Source organism: Erwinia plantamica (assembly GCF_043420595.1).
Taxonomy (GTDB): Bacteria; Pseudomonadota; Gammaproteobacteria; order Enterobacterales; family Enterobacteriaceae; genus Erwinia; species Erwinia aeris.
Window position 1 is genome coordinate 261,176 of the sequence record NZ_JBGCUC010000005.1, and the last position, 22,594, is coordinate 283,769.

17 protein-coding genes and 2 tRNA genes are annotated in these 22,594 nt (G+C 56.8%); 2 read left to right on the forward strand and 17 right to left on the reverse strand.

What is annotated here, in order from left to right:
• Positions 1 to 8 precede the first annotated feature (8 nt).
• The 14 genes from AB3U87_RS07310 to nnr all read right to left on the reverse strand — a co-directional run bounded on the left by AB3U87_RS07310 (position 9) and on the right by nnr (position 18,690).
• Entirely contained in the window at positions 9 to 2,285 is a 2,277-nt protein-coding gene (locus AB3U87_RS07310; protein ID WP_394148784.1) for a phosphotransferase, read from the reverse strand.
• Positions 2,272 to 4,089: an ABC transporter ATP-binding protein gene (locus tag AB3U87_RS07315; RefSeq protein WP_394148785.1), complete on the reverse strand. Its 1,818-nt coding sequence runs from the start codon at positions 4,087 to 4,089 to the stop codon at positions 2,272 to 2,274. Before AB3U87_RS07315 ends, AB3U87_RS07310 begins: the two co-directional genes overlap by 14 nt.
• The gene (locus tag AB3U87_RS07320) at positions 4,089 to 5,264 is read right to left on the reverse strand and encodes a glycosyltransferase family 4 protein (protein ID WP_301252893.1); all 1,176 of its coding nucleotides are present in this window, start codon (positions 5,262 to 5,264) and stop codon (positions 4,089 to 4,091) included. Before AB3U87_RS07320 ends, AB3U87_RS07315 begins: the two co-directional genes overlap by 1 nt.
• Before the next feature lie 30 nt (positions 5,265 to 5,294).
• On the reverse strand, positions 5,295 to 6,500 hold the full coding sequence (locus tag AB3U87_RS07325; RefSeq protein ID WP_394148786.1) for a glycosyltransferase family 4 protein: 1,206 nt from the start codon (positions 6,498 to 6,500) through the stop codon (positions 5,295 to 5,297).
• Positions 6,500 to 7,522 carry a glycosyltransferase family protein gene (locus AB3U87_RS07330; RefSeq protein WP_394148787.1) on the reverse strand — a complete coding sequence of 341 codons (1,023 nt, stop codon included), beginning with the start codon at positions 7,520 to 7,522 and terminating at the stop codon, positions 6,500 to 6,502. The genes AB3U87_RS07325 and AB3U87_RS07330 overlap by 1 nt, the downstream gene beginning before the upstream one ends.
• Positions 7,523 to 7,989: 467 nt before the next feature.
• Complete coding sequence (gene hflC / locus AB3U87_RS07335; protein WP_253455887.1) at positions 7,990 to 8,994, reverse strand: protease modulator HflC; 1,005 nt, start codon at positions 8,992 to 8,994, stop codon at positions 7,990 to 7,992.
• A 2-nt stretch (positions 8,995 to 8,996) separates the two neighbouring features.
• Positions 8,997 to 10,229 carry an FtsH protease activity modulator HflK gene (gene hflK / locus AB3U87_RS07340; RefSeq protein WP_394148788.1) on the reverse strand — a complete coding sequence of 411 codons (1,233 nt, stop codon included), beginning with the start codon at positions 10,227 to 10,229 and terminating at the stop codon, positions 8,997 to 8,999.
• A 62-nt stretch (positions 10,230 to 10,291) separates the two neighbouring features.
• Positions 10,292 to 11,572 carry a ribosome rescue GTPase HflX gene (hflX, locus tag AB3U87_RS07345; protein WP_125290306.1) on the reverse strand — a complete coding sequence of 427 codons (1,281 nt, stop codon included), beginning with the start codon at positions 11,570 to 11,572 and terminating at the stop codon, positions 10,292 to 10,294.
• Between the two features lie 178 nt (positions 11,573 to 11,750).
• A complete protein-coding gene (hfq, locus tag AB3U87_RS07350) occupies positions 11,751 to 12,062 on the reverse strand; it encodes an RNA chaperone Hfq (protein ID WP_246760812.1) in 312 nt (103 codons plus the stop codon).
• A gap of 100 nt (positions 12,063 to 12,162) precedes the next feature.
• A complete protein-coding gene (gene miaA, locus AB3U87_RS07355) occupies positions 12,163 to 13,113 on the reverse strand; it encodes a tRNA (adenosine(37)-N6)-dimethylallyltransferase MiaA (protein WP_301730308.1) in 951 nt (316 codons plus the stop codon).
• Positions 13,106 to 15,061 carry a DNA mismatch repair endonuclease MutL gene (gene mutL, locus AB3U87_RS07360; protein WP_394148789.1) on the reverse strand — a complete coding sequence of 652 codons (1,956 nt, stop codon included), beginning with the start codon at positions 15,059 to 15,061 and terminating at the stop codon, positions 13,106 to 13,108. The genes miaA and mutL overlap by 8 nt, the downstream gene beginning before the upstream one ends.
• Before the next feature lie 13 nt (positions 15,062 to 15,074).
• Complete coding sequence (gene amiB, locus AB3U87_RS07365) at positions 15,075 to 16,706, reverse strand: N-acetylmuramoyl-L-alanine amidase AmiB (RefSeq protein ID WP_370734794.1); 1,632 nt, start codon at positions 16,704 to 16,706, stop codon at positions 15,075 to 15,077.
• Entirely contained in the window at positions 16,703 to 17,170 is a 468-nt protein-coding gene (gene tsaE / locus AB3U87_RS07370; RefSeq protein WP_253455898.1) for a tRNA (adenosine(37)-N6)-threonylcarbamoyltransferase complex ATPase subunit type 1 TsaE, read from the reverse strand. The genes amiB and tsaE overlap by 4 nt, the downstream gene beginning before the upstream one ends.
• Positions 17,167 to 18,690 (reverse strand): bifunctional ADP-dependent NAD(P)H-hydrate dehydratase/NAD(P)H-hydrate epimerase, encoded by a 1,524-nt coding sequence (gene nnr / locus AB3U87_RS07375; protein ID WP_301252883.1) that lies wholly within the window; start codon positions 18,688 to 18,690, stop codon positions 17,167 to 17,169. Before nnr ends, tsaE begins: the two co-directional genes overlap by 4 nt.
• Between nnr and queG the strand changes: the two genes are divergently transcribed.
• Positions 18,689 to 19,828, forward strand: coding sequence for a tRNA epoxyqueuosine(34) reductase QueG (gene queG / locus AB3U87_RS07380; RefSeq protein WP_394148790.1), 1,140 nt, complete (start codon positions 18,689 to 18,691; stop codon positions 19,826 to 19,828). The genes nnr and queG overlap by 2 nt on opposite strands.
• A 313-nt stretch (positions 19,829 to 20,141) precedes the next feature.
• On the opposite strand, the gene AB3U87_RS07385 is transcribed toward queG, so the two are convergent.
• Positions 20,142 to 20,217: transfer RNA gene (locus AB3U87_RS07385), tRNA-Gly, on the reverse strand.
• Between the two features lie 533 nt (positions 20,218 to 20,750).
• The gene (locus AB3U87_RS07390) at positions 20,751 to 20,987 is read right to left on the reverse strand and encodes a hypothetical protein (RefSeq protein ID WP_370734795.1); all 237 of its coding nucleotides are present in this window, start codon (positions 20,985 to 20,987) and stop codon (positions 20,751 to 20,753) included.
• Positions 20,988 to 21,777: 790 nt separating this feature from the next.
• Here AB3U87_RS07390 and AB3U87_RS07395 point away from each other — a divergent pair.
• Positions 21,778 to 22,242, forward strand: coding sequence for a winged helix-turn-helix domain-containing protein (locus AB3U87_RS07395; protein WP_253455906.1), 465 nt, complete (start codon positions 21,778 to 21,780; stop codon positions 22,240 to 22,242).
• 275 nt (positions 22,243 to 22,517) lie between these two features.
• On the opposite strand, the gene AB3U87_RS07400 is transcribed toward AB3U87_RS07395, so the two are convergent.
• Positions 22,518 to 22,593 (reverse strand) — tRNA-Gly (locus tag AB3U87_RS07400).
• Position 22,594: the final 1 nt, after the last annotated feature.

The window sequence follows — 22,594 nt, forward strand, 5'->3', positions numbered from 1 at the left end:
CCGGATCATCAGCATCCTCTCCGTGCAGCCGCGTGCTTTAGCCGCGCCTCGCAAAGCGCCAGCAGACTGGCCGTTGTGTGGTGACGTTCAGGAAAGCGCAGGCTGATGGCGATATGGCGCGCCAGCGCCAGCGTGGTAAAAATGCTGATATTAGCGATATCCGCTGCGGCCGATCGCGCCAGCCAGGCCGCCAGAAAAGCATCTTCATGCACGGCCAGCGCTTTGTCGTCGCCGTAGTCCCGCAGCGCCTGCTCGCGCAGATGAGCGATATAGTTGCCTGCATCCAGCGATGGCGGCCCCAGGGCGGCAAGATCGAAATCCAGTACGGCAAGCTGTCCCGGCCGTGCGGCCGTCAGCAGCAGCTGGGCGGGATAGAAATCACGATGGAGAAAAAGGCCGGGCGTGGGGCTTAGCGCCAGCGCCAGTTGCTCACAGGCGCGGCTGACGTCGGCTATCCTGGCAGCCCATGCAGGCCGCGTCGTCGCGGCCTGTTTCAGCCGCTGCCGCAGCGTCTCCAGCTCGTCTTTTACCGACCAGCGCTTACCCGCAACGGCCCGCTGCGCGGCGCGGCTGTGCTGTAGCCGGGCCAGCGCCGTGCCGACCAGCTCGCCCGTTGCCGCCAGCTGTTTATTATCCGGCGACAGCGCTTCGGTGACGCGCTCACCGGCGATATGCTGCTGGAGCCAGAGATTTTGCGCTTCGAGCACGGCCAGAGGCTCAGGCACGATAATATCGCTGTCACCGCTAAAACCGTTGCGCCACAGCGCCTGCTGGACAAGAAAACCATGCGGCTCGAACCCTTTATAACGGTATTTGCCAATAACGCTCAGTTCGTCCGGCGCTGACATCCAGCGCCAGGCCAGCACTGCGCGACGACCGGGCTTGTGGGTAACGAGCGTAGCCTCCTCCAGCATGGCGGCGGCAGGCAATCCCAACGCCTGACGCAGCAGCGGCGCTATGCGCGGCTTGCTCAGCAGCCCGGACAGCGCCGCTGCCGGATCGGCGGGCGGCTCGCGCTGCGCCATCAGCTCTCCGGCCCGCTGCAACAGTTCGGCGATATGCTGCGGCCAGCCCGCCGTGCGCTTGCGAAACGGTTCAGCGGCCAGCTGCAACAGCGCCAGCGCCGTATAATCAGCCAGCAGCGGCGGCAGATGGCTGCGCTGCTGACGATATCCCTCATGTAGCACGGCGACAATCCGCCTGGCCTGGTTTGGCGTCAGCGTTTTCTCAATGACCTGCAGTTCCAGCCTGGCCTGAAAAGCGGCCAGATCGACGGCGGGATGACCGGCTGTGGCTCTGTCCCAGTCAATCAACCGCAGCTGGCTCTCCACGGTGCGTTTGACCACCTGATCGACAGTGAAATCGCCGTGGATAACCACGCGCCGGAACAGGCGACCCGTCAGTTTTTTTGCCAATCCGGTTAACAGTGAGATAAATTTTTCTTGCTGGATGGGCACCACAACCTTCAGCGTGTTCAGCACCTGCCATGCGTCCCTGATGCCGTCCGGCAGCGGCGCGTCTGGCAGCGATATTTTCAGGCTGTGCAGCCTGGCCAGTTTGCCTCCCAGCAGGAAAACATCCTGCTCCGTCAGGTTGCCGGCCTGCTCCACGCACAGCGTTTCCCCCTCAATCCAGCGGGCGATCAGCAATCGTTGCTCGGGCAGCGCCGCCAGCAGTTCAATTTCGCCGGTGGCGTGCCCCAACCGGTTGCCTGTCAGCATTGCCTGATAACGTTCATCGCTGGCAAAACGCAGCGTGGCCCAGGGCCGACCGTTGCAGCGCAGCAGCGCCAGCAGCCTGCGTTCCGGCTTATAGCGCAGGATGTCCAGCTCAAGGCACGCCCCGTCGGCAATGTCAGGCAGCCAGCTGCGCAGCTGCGCGTCCCGCTCACGCGAGCCATTCAGCAAAGCGAGGCCGGGAAGCGCGCGATCGTGCTGTGGATAGCTCAGGATGATCCCCAGCTCGGGAATAGCCAGCGGGGCAAAAGGATCGCCGTTGTTAATGAGCTTTTGCCGTCTGGGATGCCGCCAGGAAACCTCGAAGCGCGTCAGCGTCAGCGCCTTGGCGGCCAGCCAGCGCCGCTCTCCGTCAGCGAACTGGAGGATCAGCGTTGCGACGCAGCTGGTGGCGGGTTTATAACGGATATAGTCGATTTTAAGCGAGCGCAGCCCGGCAAACGGCGGTAAAGCACGTATTCTTGCCGTCAGCAGATCTTCATCAAATAGCGCCGCCAGCCCCGGCAGGTCGCCGTCTTTCCCGATCGGTTCATGTTTATCCCGTAGCATAGGATACGTCCCTGTTGTTGCTTTGCTGTAGTGCCCACAGACAGGCGTAGCGCCCGCGCCTTTCCAACAGCAGCTCGTGCGTGCCCTGCTCAACGATTTCGCCCTCTTCCATTACGAGGATCCGCTGGGCTCGCGCGGCAAAGGAAAGGTTATGCGTTACGATAATCGTAGTGCGGCCAGCCATCAGCCGGGTCAGCGCGCCGGTCAACCGATGCTTGCTTTCGCAGTCCAGGCCCGTATCCGGCTCGTCCAGCAGCAGCACCGGGCTTTGCCTGACGGCGGCGCGTGCAATCGCGATACGCTGGCGCTGGCCGCCGGACAGCGAGTGTCCCCTTTCGCTGAGCACGGTGTCGTACCCCTGCGGCAGCCGCATAATAAACTCGTGCGCGCCTGCCAGCCTGGCGGCGGCGTAAACCTGTTCATCCGTCACGGCTTTCAGCGCCGCCATGGCAATATTTTCCCGAACGCTCAGGCCGAACAACAGGCTGTCCTGAGGCACATAGCTGATATTTTGCCGCACGCTTTTAATCGTACAGTGCCGAATATCCCGCCCGTCGAGCAGAATACGGCCCGCCTGCGGATCGTACAGCCGCAGCAGCAGGCTAAGCAGCGTGGATTTCCCCGTGCCGGAAGATCCGACAATAGCCAGCGACTCGCCGACGCCCAGGGAAAAGCTGATATGCCGCAGCGTGCCGTGCTGTTGCGAGGCCGAATAGCTAAAGCCGACGTCTTCGTAGCAGATTTCGCCGCGAACGCTGACCGTCTGCGCGTCCGGCCGATCGACAATTACCGGCCGGACATCCATCAGGCTGGTGACGCGCTCGCCTGTGGCCAGCGCTTTGGACAGGCGTCCGGCATATTTAGCGTACTCGCGCACGGGCCGAAATGAGTTTTTAAGGTAGGAGACAAAAATCAGCAAATCGCCGGGCGACATCCGGCTTTTCAATACTTCGCTTGCGCCATAATAGAGGACCGCTGCCGTGGCGAAAGCGATGATCAGATCGGCTTTCCGTTCCAGGCCCGCCAGCAGGCGACGGGACTGTACGTTTTGCCGCAGGCTTTTTAAGTCGTCAACCGCGAAACGGCCGGCGGCGACGGGTTCCAGCGATAACGCCTGCACCACGCCTATCGCGCCGAGGAATTCAGCGGCGCTGGCGGCCAGCGCTCCTTCCCGCTTGCGCTGATCGCGGCTGACCTTATGCACCTCCACGCTGGTGCGGCGAATGCTGAACAGCAGCAGCGGCATCAACAACAGCGACAGCAGCGTCAGTTTCCAGTTGATATAGAGCATCATGCCGAACATGCCGGTCAGGATCAGGATATTCGCCAGCATGGGCACCATCGCCGTAATCATCGCCTCGCGCAGCATGCCGATATCGTTGATCAGCCGCGTGGTGAGATCGCCGCTCTTCGCCTGATGATGAAAGCTTAACGACAGGCTCTGCAGATGACTGAACAGCGCCTGACGAAGCATGCTGATGATGCGATTGCCCGCCATCGCCAGGCCGACGGTGCTCAGGTAGCTCAGGCCGGCTTTGACGGCGGTAATCAGGATGACGCTGCCGGCGCAAAGCAGCAGCAGACCCGCCGCGCTAAAATGGCCAACCAGCGTATTCAGCCTGCCCGTAACCGGCGCGCCAGGCTGCGCCAGCACCTCGTCGATAATAAAGGCCAGCGGCCACGGCTCCAGCAGGCGCATGCCTGTCGCCAGCAGCAGGAAAAGGAACGAACGCACGATTAAGCCGCGCTGCTGGCGAAGCCAGGGAGCGAAACGGGCAGCAATGGGCAGCCAGGGCAGAGACATTAGCTTGCGCTCCCGACAGGCATTTGCGCCAACCGCAGCGTCTCGCTGACTATTTTATCCCAGCTGTGATGCTCCGTGACGAAGCGTCGGGCGGCTACCCCCAGGCGCTGGCGCAGCAAAGGCTGGTCCACCAGCTGCCGAAGCAAAACGCAAAGCGCCGTGGCATCGCCCGGCTCTACCAGCATGCCCGTGACGCCGTGGTCAATCACTTCGGCAAGATGGCCGACCCGCGTTGCCACAACCGGCAGCTGCGCGGCCATATACTCATAGATTTTCAGCGGCGAAAAGTAGAAGTCCGCCAGCTGCGGATAGGGCGCGACGGCAATGTCTATCCTGTTCAGCCAGTCCGGCACCGTCGCCGGGCTAACGGCACCGGCGAAAGCGACGCCGGAAATCGCTCTCGCCTGCACCGTTTTTTGCAGTTTCTGCCGCTGTGGCCCATCGCCAACAATCAATAGCCAGACGTCAGGACGCTGCAGCTGGAGCAGTACAAAAGCATCCAGCAGCGTTTCTACGTCGTGCCAGGCCTTAAGCGTGCCGACAAAGCCGATGGTTATCGCTCCCCAGCTGGTTTCCGGCTGTGGCGGCGCGATGGGAGGCCGAAAGCGCAACGGATCGACACCGTTAGCAATAATGTGGATGCGTTCAGCAGAACCGGTAAAGTCAGTCAGCCACTTTTTTACGCCGGGCGAAACGGCAATAACCACCGTCGCGCTGGCAAGCAGCTTTTTCAACACCGCCACGGCCTTCTTTTCTGCCACCAGCTCGCGGTAGCGTTTTTGTTCCTCAATCAGCGGCGCGTTGACTTCCAGCACCGTGCGCCAGCCCTGTCGGTGCGCATACGCCAGTCCGGCGAAGCTCCACAGGGAATAGCGTTCATAGACCAAATCAAACGGGCCTTCCGCCTGGAGCGCCTGCTCCAGCTGAGAATTAACGGCCAGCGCCGTTTCAACCCGCGTCAGCGCATTGTCCACCGCTGGCGGATCGAAGGGATCGAGCGAAACAAGTTTGATCCCTTGCAGATCGTCGGGCGGCGTGGCAATGCGACGAGCAAAAAGCACGATCTTCGCGCCCTGTCGGAGAAGCGCGCGCAGCACTTCCTGAATATGGACGGATGCACCCTTACAGCCAAAAACGGGGATCCCGCTATCTGCACAGATGAAAGCAACTCGCATAAATGAAAATCCTTTTTTCATACGCAGAATTTATTTCTGCTGTGGAGTAAATATCTTTTGCATTTCCATGATGTTACGGTCGATGTCGTAGTCGCGAACAATCATCCTGCGCGCCTGCCTTGCCAGCTTTTCACGCATATCCTGCCCGCTCAGCAGCATCACTATCGCATCGGCCAGCCCGATGGCATCATCAGGGTCGACGCACAGCCCGGTTTGACCATCAATGACCAGCTCCGGGATCCCTGCCACGCGTGTGGAAATCACCGGTGTACCCAGCGCCATCGCTTCAACCAAAATGGTTGGCAGACCGTCGCGATCGCCGTCCTCGCTAATGGTGCAGGGCGCAACCACCATGGCGCTCTCCTGCATCGCTGCCGCCACCTGCTGGCGCGGTAACAGACCGGTAAAAGTCACCTGTGCCTGTAGCTCGCAGGCCGCGACAGCCGCCTCAAGCGCCGCCCGTTCCGGGCCGTCGCCAATCAGCGTGCAGTGGAACGGAATGGCTCTGGCCTGCAGCTGCGCCAGGGCGGCAAGCAGCGTCCGAAACCCTTTTTTAGGCACCAGCCGCCCCACCGCCAGAATAGCGGCCTGCCGCCTGAGCGGGGAAAGCCAGGGAAACTGGCGCAGATCCAGACCGTTATAAAGCCGGCTGACTTTCTGCCGATCGCCGCCGTAACGCTCGCATAGCCAGGCAAGATTGTAATCGGACACGGTTATCACATGGCTGGCGTCCTCTATTTTGCGGGCCAGCCGGATATCCGTGTCATAGCGGTAATAGATGTCTTTTGCATGGGCGGTAAAAGACCAGCTTATGTTGCTGAACTTTGCACCAAGCCGCGCCACGGTAGCGGCCTGGGTGGCAAAATGCGCATGCAGATGCCGCAGTGCGTGCTGTCTGACGGCCAGCGCGAGCGCTATGCCCTGCGCCAGCTCGTGCACGTCGTGATCCCGCTCCTCTGCCAGCCGGGTGGCAAAATCAGGCAGCACCTCCAGTGCCTCTTTTACCAGGCGCCAGAAAAGTTCGGTGTTACGCTGCTTATTCGCCAGGCGAATAACCGGCGCTTTCACCGTGCCGATATCGGGCTGAAAATGCGTTTCCATCACCGGCCCGAGCGCAAAAATCGTCAGGCTGAGGCCCGTACGCTCATGCGCCAGGATTTCACTGACGACAAATGTTTCTGAGAAACGTGGGTAGCGTTTCAGCACGTAGCCCACGCGCAGCGGTTCAGACGCCATCAGACATACTCCCCGATACGCCTGCCGTTGAGTATTTGCCGGACGCTGACGGCTACCTTTTCCAGACCGTCAAAATTCAGCTTTTCACGCGGATTAACAAAATGGCGCGGCTGCTTCAGCCAGTCGCCCAGCCGTTCCTGGGTCAGATGAGCCGGATGCAGCGCGTCAATCAACCCCAGCGCGGCAAGTTTCGTCGCTCTGATCCACTGTTCCTGGCGGGGAGCGATGCGCGGCACAATCAGCGCCGTTTTATTAAAAGCCAGGATTTCCGTCAGGGTATTATATCCGCCCATCGCAATAACGCGGCTGGCGTAGCGCAGCAGTTTTAGCGGTTCCGCCACGAATTCCACCACGGTTTTTTCAGGAAACCCTACGGCCAGTTTTTTTAGCCGTAGCCGCTGCGGCTCGGGCATCATCGTTCCGGTCACTAATACGCCGTGCATCCCTTTGGGCAATACGGTGCTGACGAAGCTTTCCGCCAGGCGAAAGCCATCCTGCCCGCCGCCCACGACGCACAGCGCATAAGGCCGGGCGACAGGCGCAGCCTCATCATCACCAAAGCTTTGAATGCGGCGCGTCGCGTCCAGATAGCCGGTAAAAATCATCTTATTTTTGGTCGCGGCGTCAAAGTGATATTCGCGAGCCAAATCGTAAAGCGCCCTATCGCCGTAAACCCAAATCGATGAATAAAATTTCCTGAGCGCCGCACTGTTTTCTTGCTTATGCCACTGTTTTTTCACCGCTTCGGGGTCGTCAATAATATCGCGCAGGCCTAATATCAGATGCGTTTTTTTAGCGGCCAGCAGCGGCAGACTGAGATCCAGCTCGCGCATGGCGCCGCGCGGCACGTTATCCACAATCATAATATCCGGTGAGAAAGCGTTGATAGCCGCGTAAATAATTTGCGAGCGAAGCCTGACCAGCGGCTGAACCTTTTTGCCCAACGCGCGGGGGCGATACTTTCCCTCTACGGTCTTCTGCCAGGAAGGCAGGATAAGGCTGTCTGCGCCGGGCGGCAGCATAAAGGCACCGGCTGCACGCACGCCTGAAATAAGCAATATCTCAGCATCAGGGCAGGCTGCTGTTATTGACTGACTGAGCAACATATTTCGGCGTATATGGCCGAATCCCATTGTATCATGTGAATAAAAGACACAGCGGGGATTTCTGGAAGGATCCATTTCCATTCATCCTGTTATTAACGCTATTTTAAGATGGCCGCCCGGTTATTTCACCCGTAAAACTCCCGGCTTATTTAAAAGCGGCAAACGCTTATCATGGTTAAATATTTGCAGCCATTAATCATTTAATAAAATAAGCGTAAAAAAAGGCTACACAAAGCGCGGCAGGCCGTCAACGGCAAAGGGGAAAAAGCGGAATAATCACATTTTTGCGCGAATATTAATTAATAATTAATTAACAAATGCATCACGCTTGCGGCGAGAAATAAAAAAGCCGGGGAGGATCCCCGGCCTGAGTGTGAAGACGCTTAGCGAGTCGCTTTGGAAGGCGACTGCATAAAGCGGAAGAAGTCGCTGTCCGGGCTCAGTACCATTACGTCCTGATTGCTGTTGAAGCTGCTGTCGTAGGCGCGCAGGCTACGGATAAAGGCATAAAAATCCGGATCCTGACTGAAGGCGTCGGCAAAGAGTTTCGCCGCTTCGGCATCCCCTTCACCGCGCGTCATCAGCGCGGTACGCTGCGCTTCGGCCAGGGTGCGCGTGACCTCATAGTCAGCGCCCGCACGCAGTTTCTCTGCCTCTTCCTGACCCTGTGAACGCTGGCTACGAGCAACCGCTTCACGCTCGGCGCGCATACGATTGTAGATAGCGTCAGACACCTCGGTCGGCAGGTTGATCTGCTTGATACGCACGTCAACGACCTGAATGCCCAATGCCGCCATACTGTTCGGATTCACCGCTGGCTCTTTGCTGCTGGTTTCGCGCTCTACGCGCGCCGCAGCGGAAGCGATAGCATCATCGGCCGCTGGCGTGGCGATCTCGTCATCCTGGCCTGCGCTGCCGGTGTTCAGGGCGTCACGCACGTCGGTAGTCAACCGTCCACGCGAGTCGGTAACGATATCTTTAACGTCCAGACGACCAATCTCAGAACGCAGACGGTCGCTGAATTTACGTTTCAGCAGCACTTCCGCCTGCGAAACGTCGCCGCCGCCGGTAGCCAGATAGTAGCGGCTGAAATCGCTGATGCGCCATTTGATATAGGAATCCACGATCAGATCTTTCTTCTCTTTGGTGACGAAGCGATCGGCCTGGTTATCCATCGTCTGCAGGCGCGCGTCCAGCGACTTCACGGATTCCAGGAAAGGGATCTTGAAGTGCAGGCCCGGCGCATAGACCAGCGGTTTATTTTCATCGTCGCGCAGTACTTTGCCAAAGCGCATAACGATGCCGCGCTGGCCTTCCTGCACCACAAACAGCGATGCGTAAAGCACCACCAGCACCACAATTAATACCACGATTAATGGCTTACGCATCCTTAATCTCTCCCTTCGCGCTGGGTGTCGTTACGCTGAGCATTAACCCGACGCTGATCCATAATGCTGTCCGGGCTGAACGACGAGCCGTTGCTGGCGCGTTCATTGCTGCCCGAGGCTGCCGGCAGATGGAGCAGGCTGTTATTGTTCTGCCCCGCTGACGCTGGGGTGCTCTGGCCGCGCATCAGCTGATCCAGCGGCAGCACCATCAGGTTATTACCCTTATCGTTAACCAGCACCTTACGGGTGTGGCTCAGTACGCGCTCCATGGTTTCAATATAGAGACGCTCGCGGGTAATCTCCGGCGCGGCTTTATATTCCGGCAGCAGCTTGGCGAAGCGTGCCACTTCACCCTGCGCTTCCAGCACGGTACGCGTTTTATAAGCGCGTGCTTCTTCCAGAATACGCTGAGCCTGGCCGTTGGCGCGCGGCTGGACTTCGTTGGCGTAGGCTTCCGCTTCACGAACGTACTGCTCGCGGTTTTCACGCGCGGCAATGGCATCGTCAAAGGCGGCTTTCACCTCTTCCGGCGGACGAGCGGCCTGGAAGTTGACGTCCAGCAGCGTAATGCCCATATCGTAAGGACGGATCGTCTCTTCCAGCTCGCGCTGGGTATCGCTACGCACGACTGTACGACCTTCTGTCAAAATGCGATCCATCGTTGAGCGGCCGATTACGCCGCGCAGCGCGCTGTCCGTCGCCTGGCGCAGGCTGTCGTCCGCGCTGGTTACGGCAAAAAGATAGCGTTCCGGGTTGGTCACGCGGTACTGCACGTTCATTTCCACGCGCACCACGTTCTCGTCCGAAGTCAGCATCGTTCCTGATGCAGCCAGTTCGCGTACCGCCTCAACGTTGACGGCACGAACCTGATCGATAAAGGTCGGCTTCCAGTTCAGGCCCGGCTCTACCAGATGGCTGAACTTGCCAAAACGTGTTACCACGCCGCGCTCCGCCTCTTTAATGGTATAGAAACCGCTGCCTGCCCAAATCACTACCGCAGCAACGGCAACGATGCCGATCAGGCGACCGCCGCGTCCCGGCGCCTGCTGGCCGCCGTCGTTTTTACCACCGCCGAAACCGCCAAGCTTTTTGCTTAACTTGCGGAAAATATCATCCAAATCAGGAGGCCCTTTATCGCGCCCTCCTTTGTTTCCCCCGGGGTTGCCGCCTTGATTATTGCTGCTCCCCCACGGGTCGCGGTCCTGTCCGTTATTCCCGGGCTGATTCCACGCCATGTTTCTGCTCCATTTATTGTGTATGCGGTGTTATCCCAGAGCCGGGATACGCGAGTCGGGCGTCAAACAATGTAATCCACCAGCTCCGGTTCCTGTTTACACAGGCGGCGCCAGTCAACGATGGGCATGCGTATCTGTAACCCTACGCTGCCGTCATCTTCATTCCACTCTTTTTCTATCGCCTGCAGCTGATAAAAGCGGCTGCGCAGCCGCCCCGCTTCCGGCGGCAGGCGTAAATCGTATTGGGCTATTTCGCCTGCCAGCCGCTCGGTCAGCGCCTGAAACAGCAGCGGAATGCCTTCGCCCGTTTGCGCGGAAACCCAGACGCGAACCGGCAGGTTTTCATCATTGCGATCGATCCTGGGGACAAAATCTTCCAGCGCATCAATCTTATTCATCACCTGTAGCGTCGGAATGTCGTTTGCTTCGATCTCTTCCAGCACTTCTTCTACAGCTTCAATATTCTCATCCACGCGCAGATCGGCGGCGTCGATAACGTGCAGCAGCAGCGTGGCCTGCCGTGTTTCCTGCAGCGTCGCTTTAAAAGCGGCGACCAGATCGTGCGGCAGGTGACGGATAAAGCCAACGGTATCCGCCAGCACCACTTCGCCTACGTCCGCCACGTCCAGACGACGCAGCGTGGGATCCAGGGTCGCAAACAGCTGGTTGGCGACATAGACCTCGGCAGAAGTAATGCGGTTAAAAAGGGTGGATTTTCCGGCGTTGGTATAGCCGACCAGCGAGAGCGTAGGCACATCGGCCTTGTTGCGCGCCTGACGTCCCTGATCGCGCTGCTTCTCTACTTTCTCAAGCCGGGAAAGGATAAGCGTGATGCGGTTGCGCAACAGACGACGGTCGGTTTCCAGCTGTGTTTCACCCGGGCCACGCAGGCCGATACCGCCTTTCTGGCGTTCCAGGTGGGTCCAGCCGCGTACCAGACGCGTGGCGAGATGGCGTAGCTGAGCCAGCTCGACCTGAAGTTTACCTTCGTGGGTACGCGCACGCTGCGCGAAGATATCCAGGATCAGGCCGGTGCGGTCGATTACGCGGCACTGGCACAACGCTTCAAGGTTGCGCTCCTGGGCCGGACTAAGGGCGTGATCGAAGAGCACGACAGAAGCGCCGCTGGCTTTAACCGCCTCGGCTATTTCTGTGGCTTTACCTTCACCAACAAAATATTTTGGATGTGGCGCCTTGCGGCTTCCGGTAATTACGCGTAGTGCTTCGACACCAGCGGAAGAGACAAGAGTTTCGAACTCCTGTAAATCTTCCATATCTCTGTCTTGGGAGAAATAGATGTGTACCAGTACGGCCTGCTCACCGGCATCATAACGGTCAAACAAACTTAAAACCTCTCAGAACCTTGTTGAACCTGCTTTACGATGGCCATACTGCCTGGGATCAGAGGCAAAATGCACATTTGCGCTAACTAGCGACGCCCGTTCGCCTTTTCCTGAGAAGAGGCGCGAGTCAGGGACATTGCCAGGACGGGCGAGCCGGCCCGTCCTGAAAGAAGAGCGATTACTCTGCGTCGTCACTTTCCTGCTGGGGCTGCGATGATGCTCCCTGATTACTGCCACCGTGATGATAGTTGCTGCTTCCGCCACCCGCGTTGTTGCTATGATGGGAGACCGGACGGGACGGAACAACGGTAGAAATGGCATGTTTATAAACCATCTGGCTAACCGTGTTTTTCAGTAAAATTACAAATTGGTCAAATGATTCAATCTGACCCTGCAGTTTAATACCATTCACCAAATAAATCGAAACCGGAACACGTTCGCGACGCAGTGCGTTCAAGAACGGATCTTGCAATGATTGCCCCTTAGCCATTCTATCTTTTCCTTATATGCTTGTTGTTTACTACTTAAGAGCTTGCGCTCTGAAATACTGCGTAAAAATTTGCGCACGATAACGCACCAATTGTACACAATCACCCAGCCTTCGCACTAAGAACCTGTAATACCTCTGCCAGCGCCGCCTCAGGTTGTTCGCTATCCAGCCAGTGAACATCCTTCCAGCCGCGCAGCCAGGTTATCTGGCGCTTGGCTAATTGCCGTGTTGCGCAAATTCCCCGATAAACCATTTCATCGTAATCGATCTCGCCCTGCAAAAATGACCACATCTGGCGATAACCCACACAACGAATGGAAGGCATGTCCGTATGCAAATCACCTCGTGCAAAAAGTGCCCGAGCCTCCGCTTCAAATCCTGACGCTAACATTTGCTGAAAACGCAGCGCGATACGCTGATGGATGGTTTCCCGCTCACGAGGAGCGATGGCGAACTGCACCACCTCGTACGGCAACGCTTCACCTGCGGTTTTCGTCAGTTCTGTTAAAGTTTTACCTGAAATAAAAAAAACTTCCAGTGCTCGCGAGAGTCTCTGGGGATCATTCGGATGAATACGATTTCCAGCAATGGGATCTATTTCACATAACTGACGGTGAAGCGCTTCCCATCCCTCTTCACTCGCCCTTTGCTCTATACGCTGGCGTACTTCAGGATCGGCCGGGGGCAACGGCGATAATCCTTCCAGCAGCGCCTTGTAGTAGAGCATGGTACCACCAACAAGCAGCGGGATACGCCCGCTTCGGGTAATCTCTGCCATTTCCGCCAGCGCATCGCGGCGGAACTCCGCCGCCGAGTACGTTTCAGCGGGATCGCGAATATCCAGTAAACGATGGGGCGCCAGCCGCAGCTCCTCTGCCGAGGGCTTGGCGGTGCCGATATCCATACCGCGATAAATCAGGGCGGAATCGACGCTAATCAGCTCAACCGGCAGCTGCTGGCGCAAGGCTATCGCCAGCGCCGTCTTGCCGGAGGCCGTAGGCCCCATCAAAAATATAGCCTTAGGCCGGCCAGCCGTAGATAAGTCACTCATGCTTCAGGGCATTCATCGCCAGTTCAGTATCAACATACTGTAGTAGTCCGGATGGCGGCGATTTAATCAGCTGCGGGCAAAGTCTTTCGACCTCTGCCAGCAGCGCAATCGCCTGCGAGTGATTCCAGTGCGGACGCTCGGTCACAGCGTGCCGCGCTAACCATTGCGCCACCTGCCTGACCGCAATCTCCGGCTGTTGAGCAAGGTAGCCTAACAGTTCTGGAATCAAGATTTGTAAATTTTGTTGGCGCAATGGTAAAGGTACGGCGCGCAGCGTGATGTGCTGCCCGTCCGCTTCCAGCTCTATGCCCATTTGCTGCAATAACGACGCTAAACGACTGGCAGCTTCGCGCTCCGGCTTCGCCATTTTTATCCTGACCGGGATCAGCAGCGGCTGCGGTTTTAACCCTTCTTCGCCAGGCTCCAGCTGCGCCTGCTTCAGCCAGCGCTCCGCCACCGGCAGCGAAATCAGAGCCAGGCGCTCGCGAGATTCCACCAGCGCAAAGTCGTTATGCAGCACGGTCAGCACGCGGCCAAAGCTTTCGCTGTGACCGCTGAGCGTTGGCTCGGGTTCAGGCTGCGCGCGTGCGCTTTTTGGCTCAACCGGACGCGACGACGCCTCGCGCGCGGCGGGCAATTCAGGCGTTTGCAGCAGCTGGCGATAGAGCGCGCCCTCTTTTTTCTGGTAGCCCGGCTCCTGATGTTGCCAGCCTGCCGCGGCTTTCCCGCCGCTGTTGCCTCCGCCGTTACTTCCGCCGTGGCCGCCAGCATTACCTTCACCATTACTTCCGCCGTTGCCGCCGCCATTACCTCCACCGCTACCTCCACCGTTACTGCCAGCGTTTCTGGCCGGTGCAGGCGCGGAAAAATGGTTGCCGCCCGCCGCCTGTCGGTTCTCTGGCTGCCAGCGCTCGGTCGGCGCTTGAGCAGACACGCCCGGCAGCGTTTCCGCCCCGGCTTCCTGCAGCACGCTGATCACGCCCTGATAGATAAAGTCATGCACCAGCCGCGACTGATGGAAACGCACTTCATGCTTGGCAGGATGCACGTTGACATCTACCTGATGCGGATCGATGGTCAGGTAAAGCACATAGGCAGGCTGATGGTCGCCCAGCTTATCCTGATAGGCCTGGCGGATAGCATGATTGATCAGGCGATCGCGCATCATGCGGCCGTTAACATAGCAATATTGCAGATCGGTAACGGCGCGAGCGCCGATCGGATCTGCGACCCAACCCTGTAGCACGAGATCGCCGTGCTGCCATTCGATAGCCAGCGCATGGCTGAGAAAAGCAGTTCCGCAGATTGCGCCCAGGCGGCATTCGCGCTGCTTGCTGTCGCTGACGGCGCGATACTGGCGGATAAGCTTCCCGTTATGGGTCAGCGAAAACGCCACGTCGAACCTTGCCAGCGCAATACGCCGGATCACCTCGTCGATATGGGTGAATTCGGTTTTTTCCGTGCGCATAAATTTCCGGCGGGCGGGCGTATTATAGAAGAGGTCCAGCACTTCAAGCGTGGTGCCGACCGGATGCGCCGCAGGCTTGATGGTCACGTCCATCTCTCGCCCTTCCGCGTAGGCCTGCCAGGCTTCCGCCTGTTCAGCCGTACGCGAGGTCAGCGTCAGGCGCGAAACGGAGCTGATACTGGCCAGCGCTTCGCCCCGAAAGCCGAGGCTCATAATGGCTTCCAGATCGTCAAGCGTGGTGATTTTACTGGTGGCGTGGCGGGCCAGCGCCATCGCCAGCTCGGCTTTGCTGATGCCGCAGCCGTTATCGCGGATACGGATCAGTTTGGCGCCGCCTTTATCGATCTCGATATCTATTCTTGTCGCGCCAGCGTCCAGGCTGTTTTCGACCAGTTCTTTCACCACCGACGCCGGACGCTCTACCACTTCACCTGCGGCAATCTGGTTGGCAAGCTGTGGCGGCAGTACCTGAATCGGCATAAAAGATCCTTGTTTACGAGGTTGGAATAGTTAACGTCTGCCCCAGCATAACATTTTGCGATTTCATATTATTCGCCTGCTGTATCGCTTTCGGGCTGACGCCATAGTGTGCGGCAATGGCGGTCAGCGAGTCACCGCGCACCACTTTATGCCGCTGCGGCCGGCTGGCGCTCACGCTCTGCGCGCCGGAAGCCGGCACTTTCAGCCGCTGGCCGACCCAAACGACATCCTTCTTCAACGTATTCATCGAACGCAGCATCGCCATGCTGACGCCGTAGTGGTCGGCGATCCCGGAAAGCGTCTCGCCTCTTTTCACCACGTGGCGCGTTACCGCACCGGCATAGCGTGTGCTGACCGGGGCGGGATTAGGCTGAACATCAACCGCTGTTGCGGACTGCAACGGTCGGTTTTCCTCCTTTGGGATGGATTGCAGCGGGTGCGCCAGGAAGTAGTTGCGCAGGCCTTTATAAATCGACTCGGCAATCTTCTGCTGGTAAGCGCTACTGCCGAGCAGTCGCTCCTCCGAAGGGTTACTGATAAAGCCGGTTTCCACCAGCAGCGAAGGGATATCCGGCGAGCGTAATACCCCCAGGCTGGCGTGTTCCGGGCGTCGTTTGTGCAGCGAGCCAACGCGCTGCAGCTGGGCGATAACCTTAACCGCTACGTCATAGCCAACGCGCTGCGAGTGGCCGAACTGCAAATCGAGCACCGCCTGGCTGAGATAGGGATCGGCCTGGCTGTTAGCCAATAGATCGCCCGCGCCGCCCAACAGCTCCGACTGTTTCTCGTGCTGCTCCAGCCATCCCGCCATTTCGCTGTTGGCGCGGCGGTTAGAGAGTACCCAGACGGACGCGCCGGACGCGCTACGGTTCGGCGCGGCATCGGCATGGACAGACACCAGCAGATTAGCGTTCTGCTTGCGCGCCACGTCCGAGCGGCCCATCACGGAGATAAAATAGTCGCCGTCGCGGGTCATCACGCCTTTAAACATAGGATCGGCATTCAGCAACGCTTTTAATTTGCGCGCTATGGCGATAGTCACATTTTTCTCTTTCAGCCCGTTCGCGCCGATAGCACCCGGATCCTGGCCGCCGTGTCCGGCATCTATCGCCACGATAATAGCTTCGTCAACGGCACGCACCGTTCTGCCCGGCACCGCGACTTCGTTGCCGTTGCTGACCGCCGTAACGGCGTTGCCCTTAAACGGATTGTCTGCCGGAACGGGCCGAGAAACGCTGCTGACGGCGGCAGATCGCGGAGCCGGACGCGTGCCGTTGATGGTGAAAACCACGTTATAGGTGCTGCCGTTACGCTGGGTCACGGCGCGCGTTTTTCCCGGCTGCGTCAGCTCGAACACCAGCCGGATGCTCTGCTTATCCTTTGGCGTGCTGGCGCGAATACGCTTCACCATATTATCGCCGCTGAACGTCAACGGCAGGCCTTTGATCACGCCGCTCTGGCGAATATCCAGCACCACCCGTTCCGGATTGTGCAGCGGAAAGAAGCCATACACCGGTTGACCACCGAAGCTCAGCGTGATCGAGGCCCTGTCGTTGCCGTTTGAAACCTGTATATCCGATAAATTAGCGGCCAGAGTGGAAAACGTACTCAGTAAAGCAGCCAGCAGCAGTCCCAGCTTGATCATTGTCCGTCTTTCTCCATGCGGGCCAGGATCGCCTCGCCCTCTGCCGAGCAGGCCTCAAGCTCTGCCTGACGGGCTTCGCCCTGATAACTGAGACGCAGTTCAATATCCGGCGGCGGAAGAAAGCCCGCACCCTGCTGCGGCCATTCGACCAGGCAAAGGCTGTCGCCGCCAAAATAGTCGCGGATCCCCATGAATTCCAGCTCTTCAGGGTCGGCCAGCCGGTAGAGGTCGAAATGATAAATGCGACGATCCGGCAGAACGTAAGGCTCTACCAGCGTATAGGTCGGGCTTTTCACGTTGCCCTGGTGACCCAGCGCCTGTAAGAAACCGCGACTGAACGTGGTTTTCCCCGCGCCCAAATCGCCATACAAATAGAGTGTTGCCGCGCTGTGACAGGCGCGGGCCAGGCTGGCTCCCAGTGCGAGAGTGGCAGCCTCGTCGGACAATGCGATAGCGGTCTTCATTCTTTTCTGTTCAGGATCTCTGGGTTAACAAACAGGTACAGCTCGGAAAACAGATCGGTCGCCAGCATCCCGCGCGTGCCCAGACGTTGCGATACGGCTTCCGCCGCAGCGCCGTGGGCCACGCAGCCTGCGCAGGCCGCTTCATACAGCGAGAGCTTCTGGCCTGACAAACTGCCGATAATGCCGGAAAGCACGTCGCCCATGCCGCCGGTCGCCATACCGGCGTTACCGACATCGGCAATCGCCATCTCGCCCGCTTCACTGGCAATCAGCGTGCCGGCCCCTTTCAGGACCACCACGCCGCCGTAGCGTTTAGCCAGGCTGCGAGCGGCAAGTAAGCGGTCACTCTCTATTTCGCTGGTTTTTACATTAAGCAGACGGGCCGCTTCGCCCGGATGCGGCGTAATGACTCGATTTTGACGTTTATCGCCAGCGATTGCCAGCAGGTTAAGCGCGTCAGCATCCCAAAGCATCGGTTTAGACGATTTTTTTACTTTTTCCAGGGCATCTTTACCCCAGTCACGCTGCCCCAGCCCCGGGCCAATCACAATGACGTCGGCCCATTCCAGCGCCTCATCAAGCGCCCGATCGCTTAGCGTCTGTACCATTAGCTCGGGCCGCGCCGTTAACAACGGTGAGACATTATCTTTGTGAGTAAGTACTCGCACTAAGCCTGCTCCGGCGCGCAACGCGGCTTCGCCCGTCATCCGGATGGCGCCAGCCGTTCCCTGATCGCCACCGATTATCACCAGCTTGCCATGGTCGCCCTTATGAGAAGTGGGCTTACGCGGCGGCAGCCAGCGCGTCAGCACGGAAGCATCGTAGCGCGCCATCGGTGCAGTTTGCCCTGCCAGCCAGGCATCCAGCCCAAGGGCATGGAAATGTAGCTGACCGACGCAATCCCGTGCTTTACCGGTCAGCAGACCCGGCTTAAGCGCGATAAACGTTAGCGTATGGGCGGCGTTAATAACTGCGCCGGGAGTGGTCCCGTTAGCAGCCACTAACCCGGAGGGTATATCTACGGCAAATACCGGCGCGCTGGCCGCATTCGCTTTCTCAATCAGCCGGGCGTATTGGTCGCCAGGGGCGCGGTTCAGCCCGGTGCCCAGTAGCGCATCGATAATAATATCGCTTTGTTCAGGCCAGGGCGTGTCCGCCGCATGGATTTCCCCGCCTGCCGCCAGCCACGCGTCGCGCGCCTGTGTCGCTTCTTCCGGCAGCGCCTTCGATCCTTCGCAGGCAATGACCGTCACCTCCTTCCCTGCCGATAGCGCCAGGCGAGCCGCAATAAAACCGTCGCCGCCGTTATTGCCATGGCCGCACAGGATCAGCCAGCGTTTCTTCTCCGGGTACAGGGCCTGAACGTGGCGGAATGTCGCTTCGCCCGCCCGCTGCATCAGCTCAAACAGCGTGATCCCCAATGCGTCCGCGCCCTCGCGCTCAAGTTGCGCAATCGCCTCTACAGGCCAGACAGAATAGGGTAAACTGGTCGGGTTATTTAGCTGGTTCAGGTTAGTCATGTCGCATCCTCTCGATCTTTCTCAATTCGCCCTGGAAATTAAACAGTGGGGGCTGGAACTCGGCTTTCAGCAGGTCGGTATCTGCGATACCGATCTTAGTCTGGAAGAGCCGCGCCTGCAGGCCTGGTTAGACAAGCAATATCATGGCGAAATGGACTGGATGGCGCGTCACGGTATGATGCGCGCCCGCCCTCATGAGCTACAGCCCGGCACGCTGCGGGTTATCAGCGTGCGCATGAATTATCTGCCCGCTAAGGCGGCGTTCGCCAGCACCCTAAAAAATCCGCAGCTTGGCTACGTTAGCCGCTATGCGCTGGGACGTGATTACCACAAAGTATTGCGCAATCGCCTGAAAAAGCTCGGCGATCGTATCCGTGAGCGCTGCGAAGAGGCTGAGTTTCGGCCTTTTGTCGACTCGGCCCCGGTGCTGGAAAGACCGCTGGCGGCCAAAGCGGGGCTGGGCTGGACGGGCAAACATTCTCTGATCCTGAACCGGGAAGCCGGCTCGTGGTTTTTTCTTGGCGAACTGCTGATCAACCTGCCTTTACCGGTCGATTCACCGCAGCAGGAGCAGTGCGGTCGCTGCGTCGCCTGCCTGACCACCTGCCCGACCGGCGCGATAGTCGAGCCTTACGTCGTGGATGCCAGGCGCTGTATCTCCTATCTGACCATTGAACTGGAAGGCGCCATTCCGGAAGAGTTCCGGCCGCTTATCGGCAATCGCATTTACGGCTGTGACGACTGTCAGCTAATCTGCCCCTGGAATCGCTACGGTCAGCTAACGGATGAGGATGATTTCAGCCCGCGCGCCGTGCTTCATGCGCCGCCCTTAACCGAGCTGTTTGCCTGGGACGAGGCGACCTTTTTACGCGTGACGGAAGGATCGGCGATCAGACGTATCGGTCATCTTCGCTGGTTGCGCAACGTCGCGGTAGCGCTGGGCAATGCGCCCTGGTCAGAGGAAAACGTGGCGGCCTTACAAAACCGTCAGGGAGAAAATCCGATGCTGGACGAGCATATTACCTGGGCGCTGACCCGTCAGCTGGCAAGGCGAGCGGAAAACGCGATTGAGGTGCAGAGCGGCCAGCAAAAGCGGCTGGTGCGCGTCATAGAAAAAGGATTGCCGCGCGACGCATAAATAACCACGTAGGCTGCCTGCGTCGTTAAGCCACTTTTCCACACGCTGTGCATAAAAATAAAAAGCCGTTGTCATTCAACTGCCACAGAAAGCGCAAGCGATCTCTATAACATTTTGAAATATTAATTTTTCTTTATAAATCAAAAAGATAAAAAATGTGCGTAACGTCTTTTATTCCTGAATAGCAGGCAGGGGTAGATCGCAACCTGTGGATAACTCTGTTGAAGGTTATTCTGTACAGGCTGAAAAAAGCGAAACCCAGCCGCTAAAGGGCTGTGGATAACTCGATCAGAAATGATAATGATGAATGTTCTGGAGCGGGAAACGAGACTCGAACTCGCGACCCCGACCTTGGCAAGGTCGTGCTCTACCAACTGAGCTATTCCCGCAAAGAGATAATACTAAGAGTTAACCGCGTTAAAATTGTTAACTTGTTGATTTTAAAAGAATTGTTATTCTCTTATGGTCGAACGGGTGCGATTATGAACGTATCATTGAGCAAAAACAAGCTTTTTTCTGCTGTCTGCGGCTAATTGTTGCTGGCGATCGTCGCCTTGCTACGCATCTATGCGTAGGCTGACAGACAGGGTGATAAACGCTCCTCGAATGCAGAGTAAACCCTCGGGCTGCGCGTTTATACCTCATGGAGAGGCCCTTCCCCTTCTTACTATGTTGTTTCATCACTTCGGCTCGTTTCCCTTGTTGGCGTTCCCTGCCGGGCTGCTGCCTGCTCTTAAACCCTACCGGTCATCCTGAACAGGCGAACCGTTAGCTGATTTAACAAAGCCTGCTGTTTAGGGGCAGCCCTCGCCATTATCCTGACCTGCTCCACAGCTGGTCATTAGCACCTCTCATAGATAACCTTCGATAACCTGTTCTTATCCGTATTTCCAGCAGTGACGCCTCCATTAATTTTATTACTTTAAAACTCTTTATAAAAAATATTATCAGGAAGGGTTTGATGACAGTTATCCACTGAAATGCCTTTATAGCCCATGCCAGCAATTTCTCCTTCGTACTCTCTGCGTGTTACAGGAACCGCAGGCTGCCCATGCTGAGTACTGAGCGCAAGGCCGGCTGATGTTTCCCTTTTCCATTTTAACGGCAACAGGCATATCCTGAACGAAAGTAAGCCCCCCCCTAAAATTAATGTCAACATTCTCAGCACAAGCAGAGAGGTTATGAACCACTAACCGCAAAACCCATTAAAATGTTGCTTTATAGTTAAACACTCAAGGCTAATGTTCGCTCGATCATCACGTTATCACCTGAATAAAGTAAACCATCGGCTTGTGAGCAGTCTGAAACTTCTAAAAAAACAATTCATTACCTCGCTAACCATCCCGTTCTTCCTTAAAAAAATCATTAAATATTAGCCAATTATATCTGATTCCTTTTATTTTTCGCTTAGCCTGTTATTTTCTCCTGTCTTAATTAAGGGTCGTCCAACTATTACCTGCCCTCGGTTACATTTGTGGCCCCCTGCCTGCCTTTTTTATGTTCCCATACAAGCAGATACGCTGGATCTCACTTTTTCCAGCCTGACACCAGGCTATGTTAAAAGTTATTAATATCTTCATCATATATAATTTACCCGGCTATTTAATTTACGGCTAAAGTGATTCATCCGACCAGTAAAAAAAAGATTGAATACAGGGGAAGTTGGCCGCACACTTACTTATGACATTTCTTTGTTATTGCAAAGGATAAAAGCATTGACAAAGATACGCGTTCTGGCGTTTACGGTAAGAATTGATAATTAAAAGGTGTTAAAGCATCCCAGCGCCGTCGACTTTATTTTTAAAAAATTACATTAATTAACAGTAAAACAGACGCGCGCGCCTGACGAGGCAAAAAAATTTCAGGCTCAGCCATGCGCCTGTGGCTGGTTATTAAAAACACATAACAATATCTTCAGGATATGCCACTTATTAAGGACGATAAGCACCATGGATAATAAAGATTCTATTGTTTATTGCATTAACAATCAGATCCATTTTGTTCCTCAGCAGAATAAGCTTATCTCGTGCAAAACGGGAAAAGAGCATGTCACTTACGTTACCGCTTCGCGCTGTTTGCATTTGCTGATTTGCCAAAGCGGGGAAATGGTCTCTCATCATTCCCTGTATGCGGCGGGCTGGGAAAATCATGGGAAAATTGTCACCCCGAATACGCTTTATCAGACTATTTCAAAATTAAGAAAGCAGCTACAGGATGCCGGACTGACGGAAAATATTATTCAGACTCACCCGCGTCGGGGATGGAGTATCAGCGACAAGGTTCCCATTGAGGAAAAAGCGATCGGTGCCATAGCGGATACGATGCTCCAGCAGCAAGGTCTGAAAGGGTTTTGTAGAAAAATTTTTAGCGCTTATCCAAAAAAAATGCTGACTTCCATTGCTCGTTTCCGCTAATCCGCTGTAGCGACGTCCTGTTACAAGCGGGTTCAGCATAACGCATCAGGCAGGGAAGGGTTCCGTGACGTAGCCAGTCCCTGTATTCGTTGTTATTACGCTGCGAGGAGGCGTAAATAAAGGAAGTGCTGCGCCATCTGTTACTCAACAGAAACGGCCAGGCTGGGTCTCAAAAGCAGGTAAGTTTATAAGATTGTGAAATCAGAAACAGAGGGAAAATGGGATAACTACTGACATCAGGATAGGTTACAAAAAGCATTTTGGGAGGATAATACTGGAGCGGGAAACGAGACTCGAACTCGCGACCCCGACCTTGGCAAGGTCGTGCTCTACCAACTGAGCTATTCCCGCT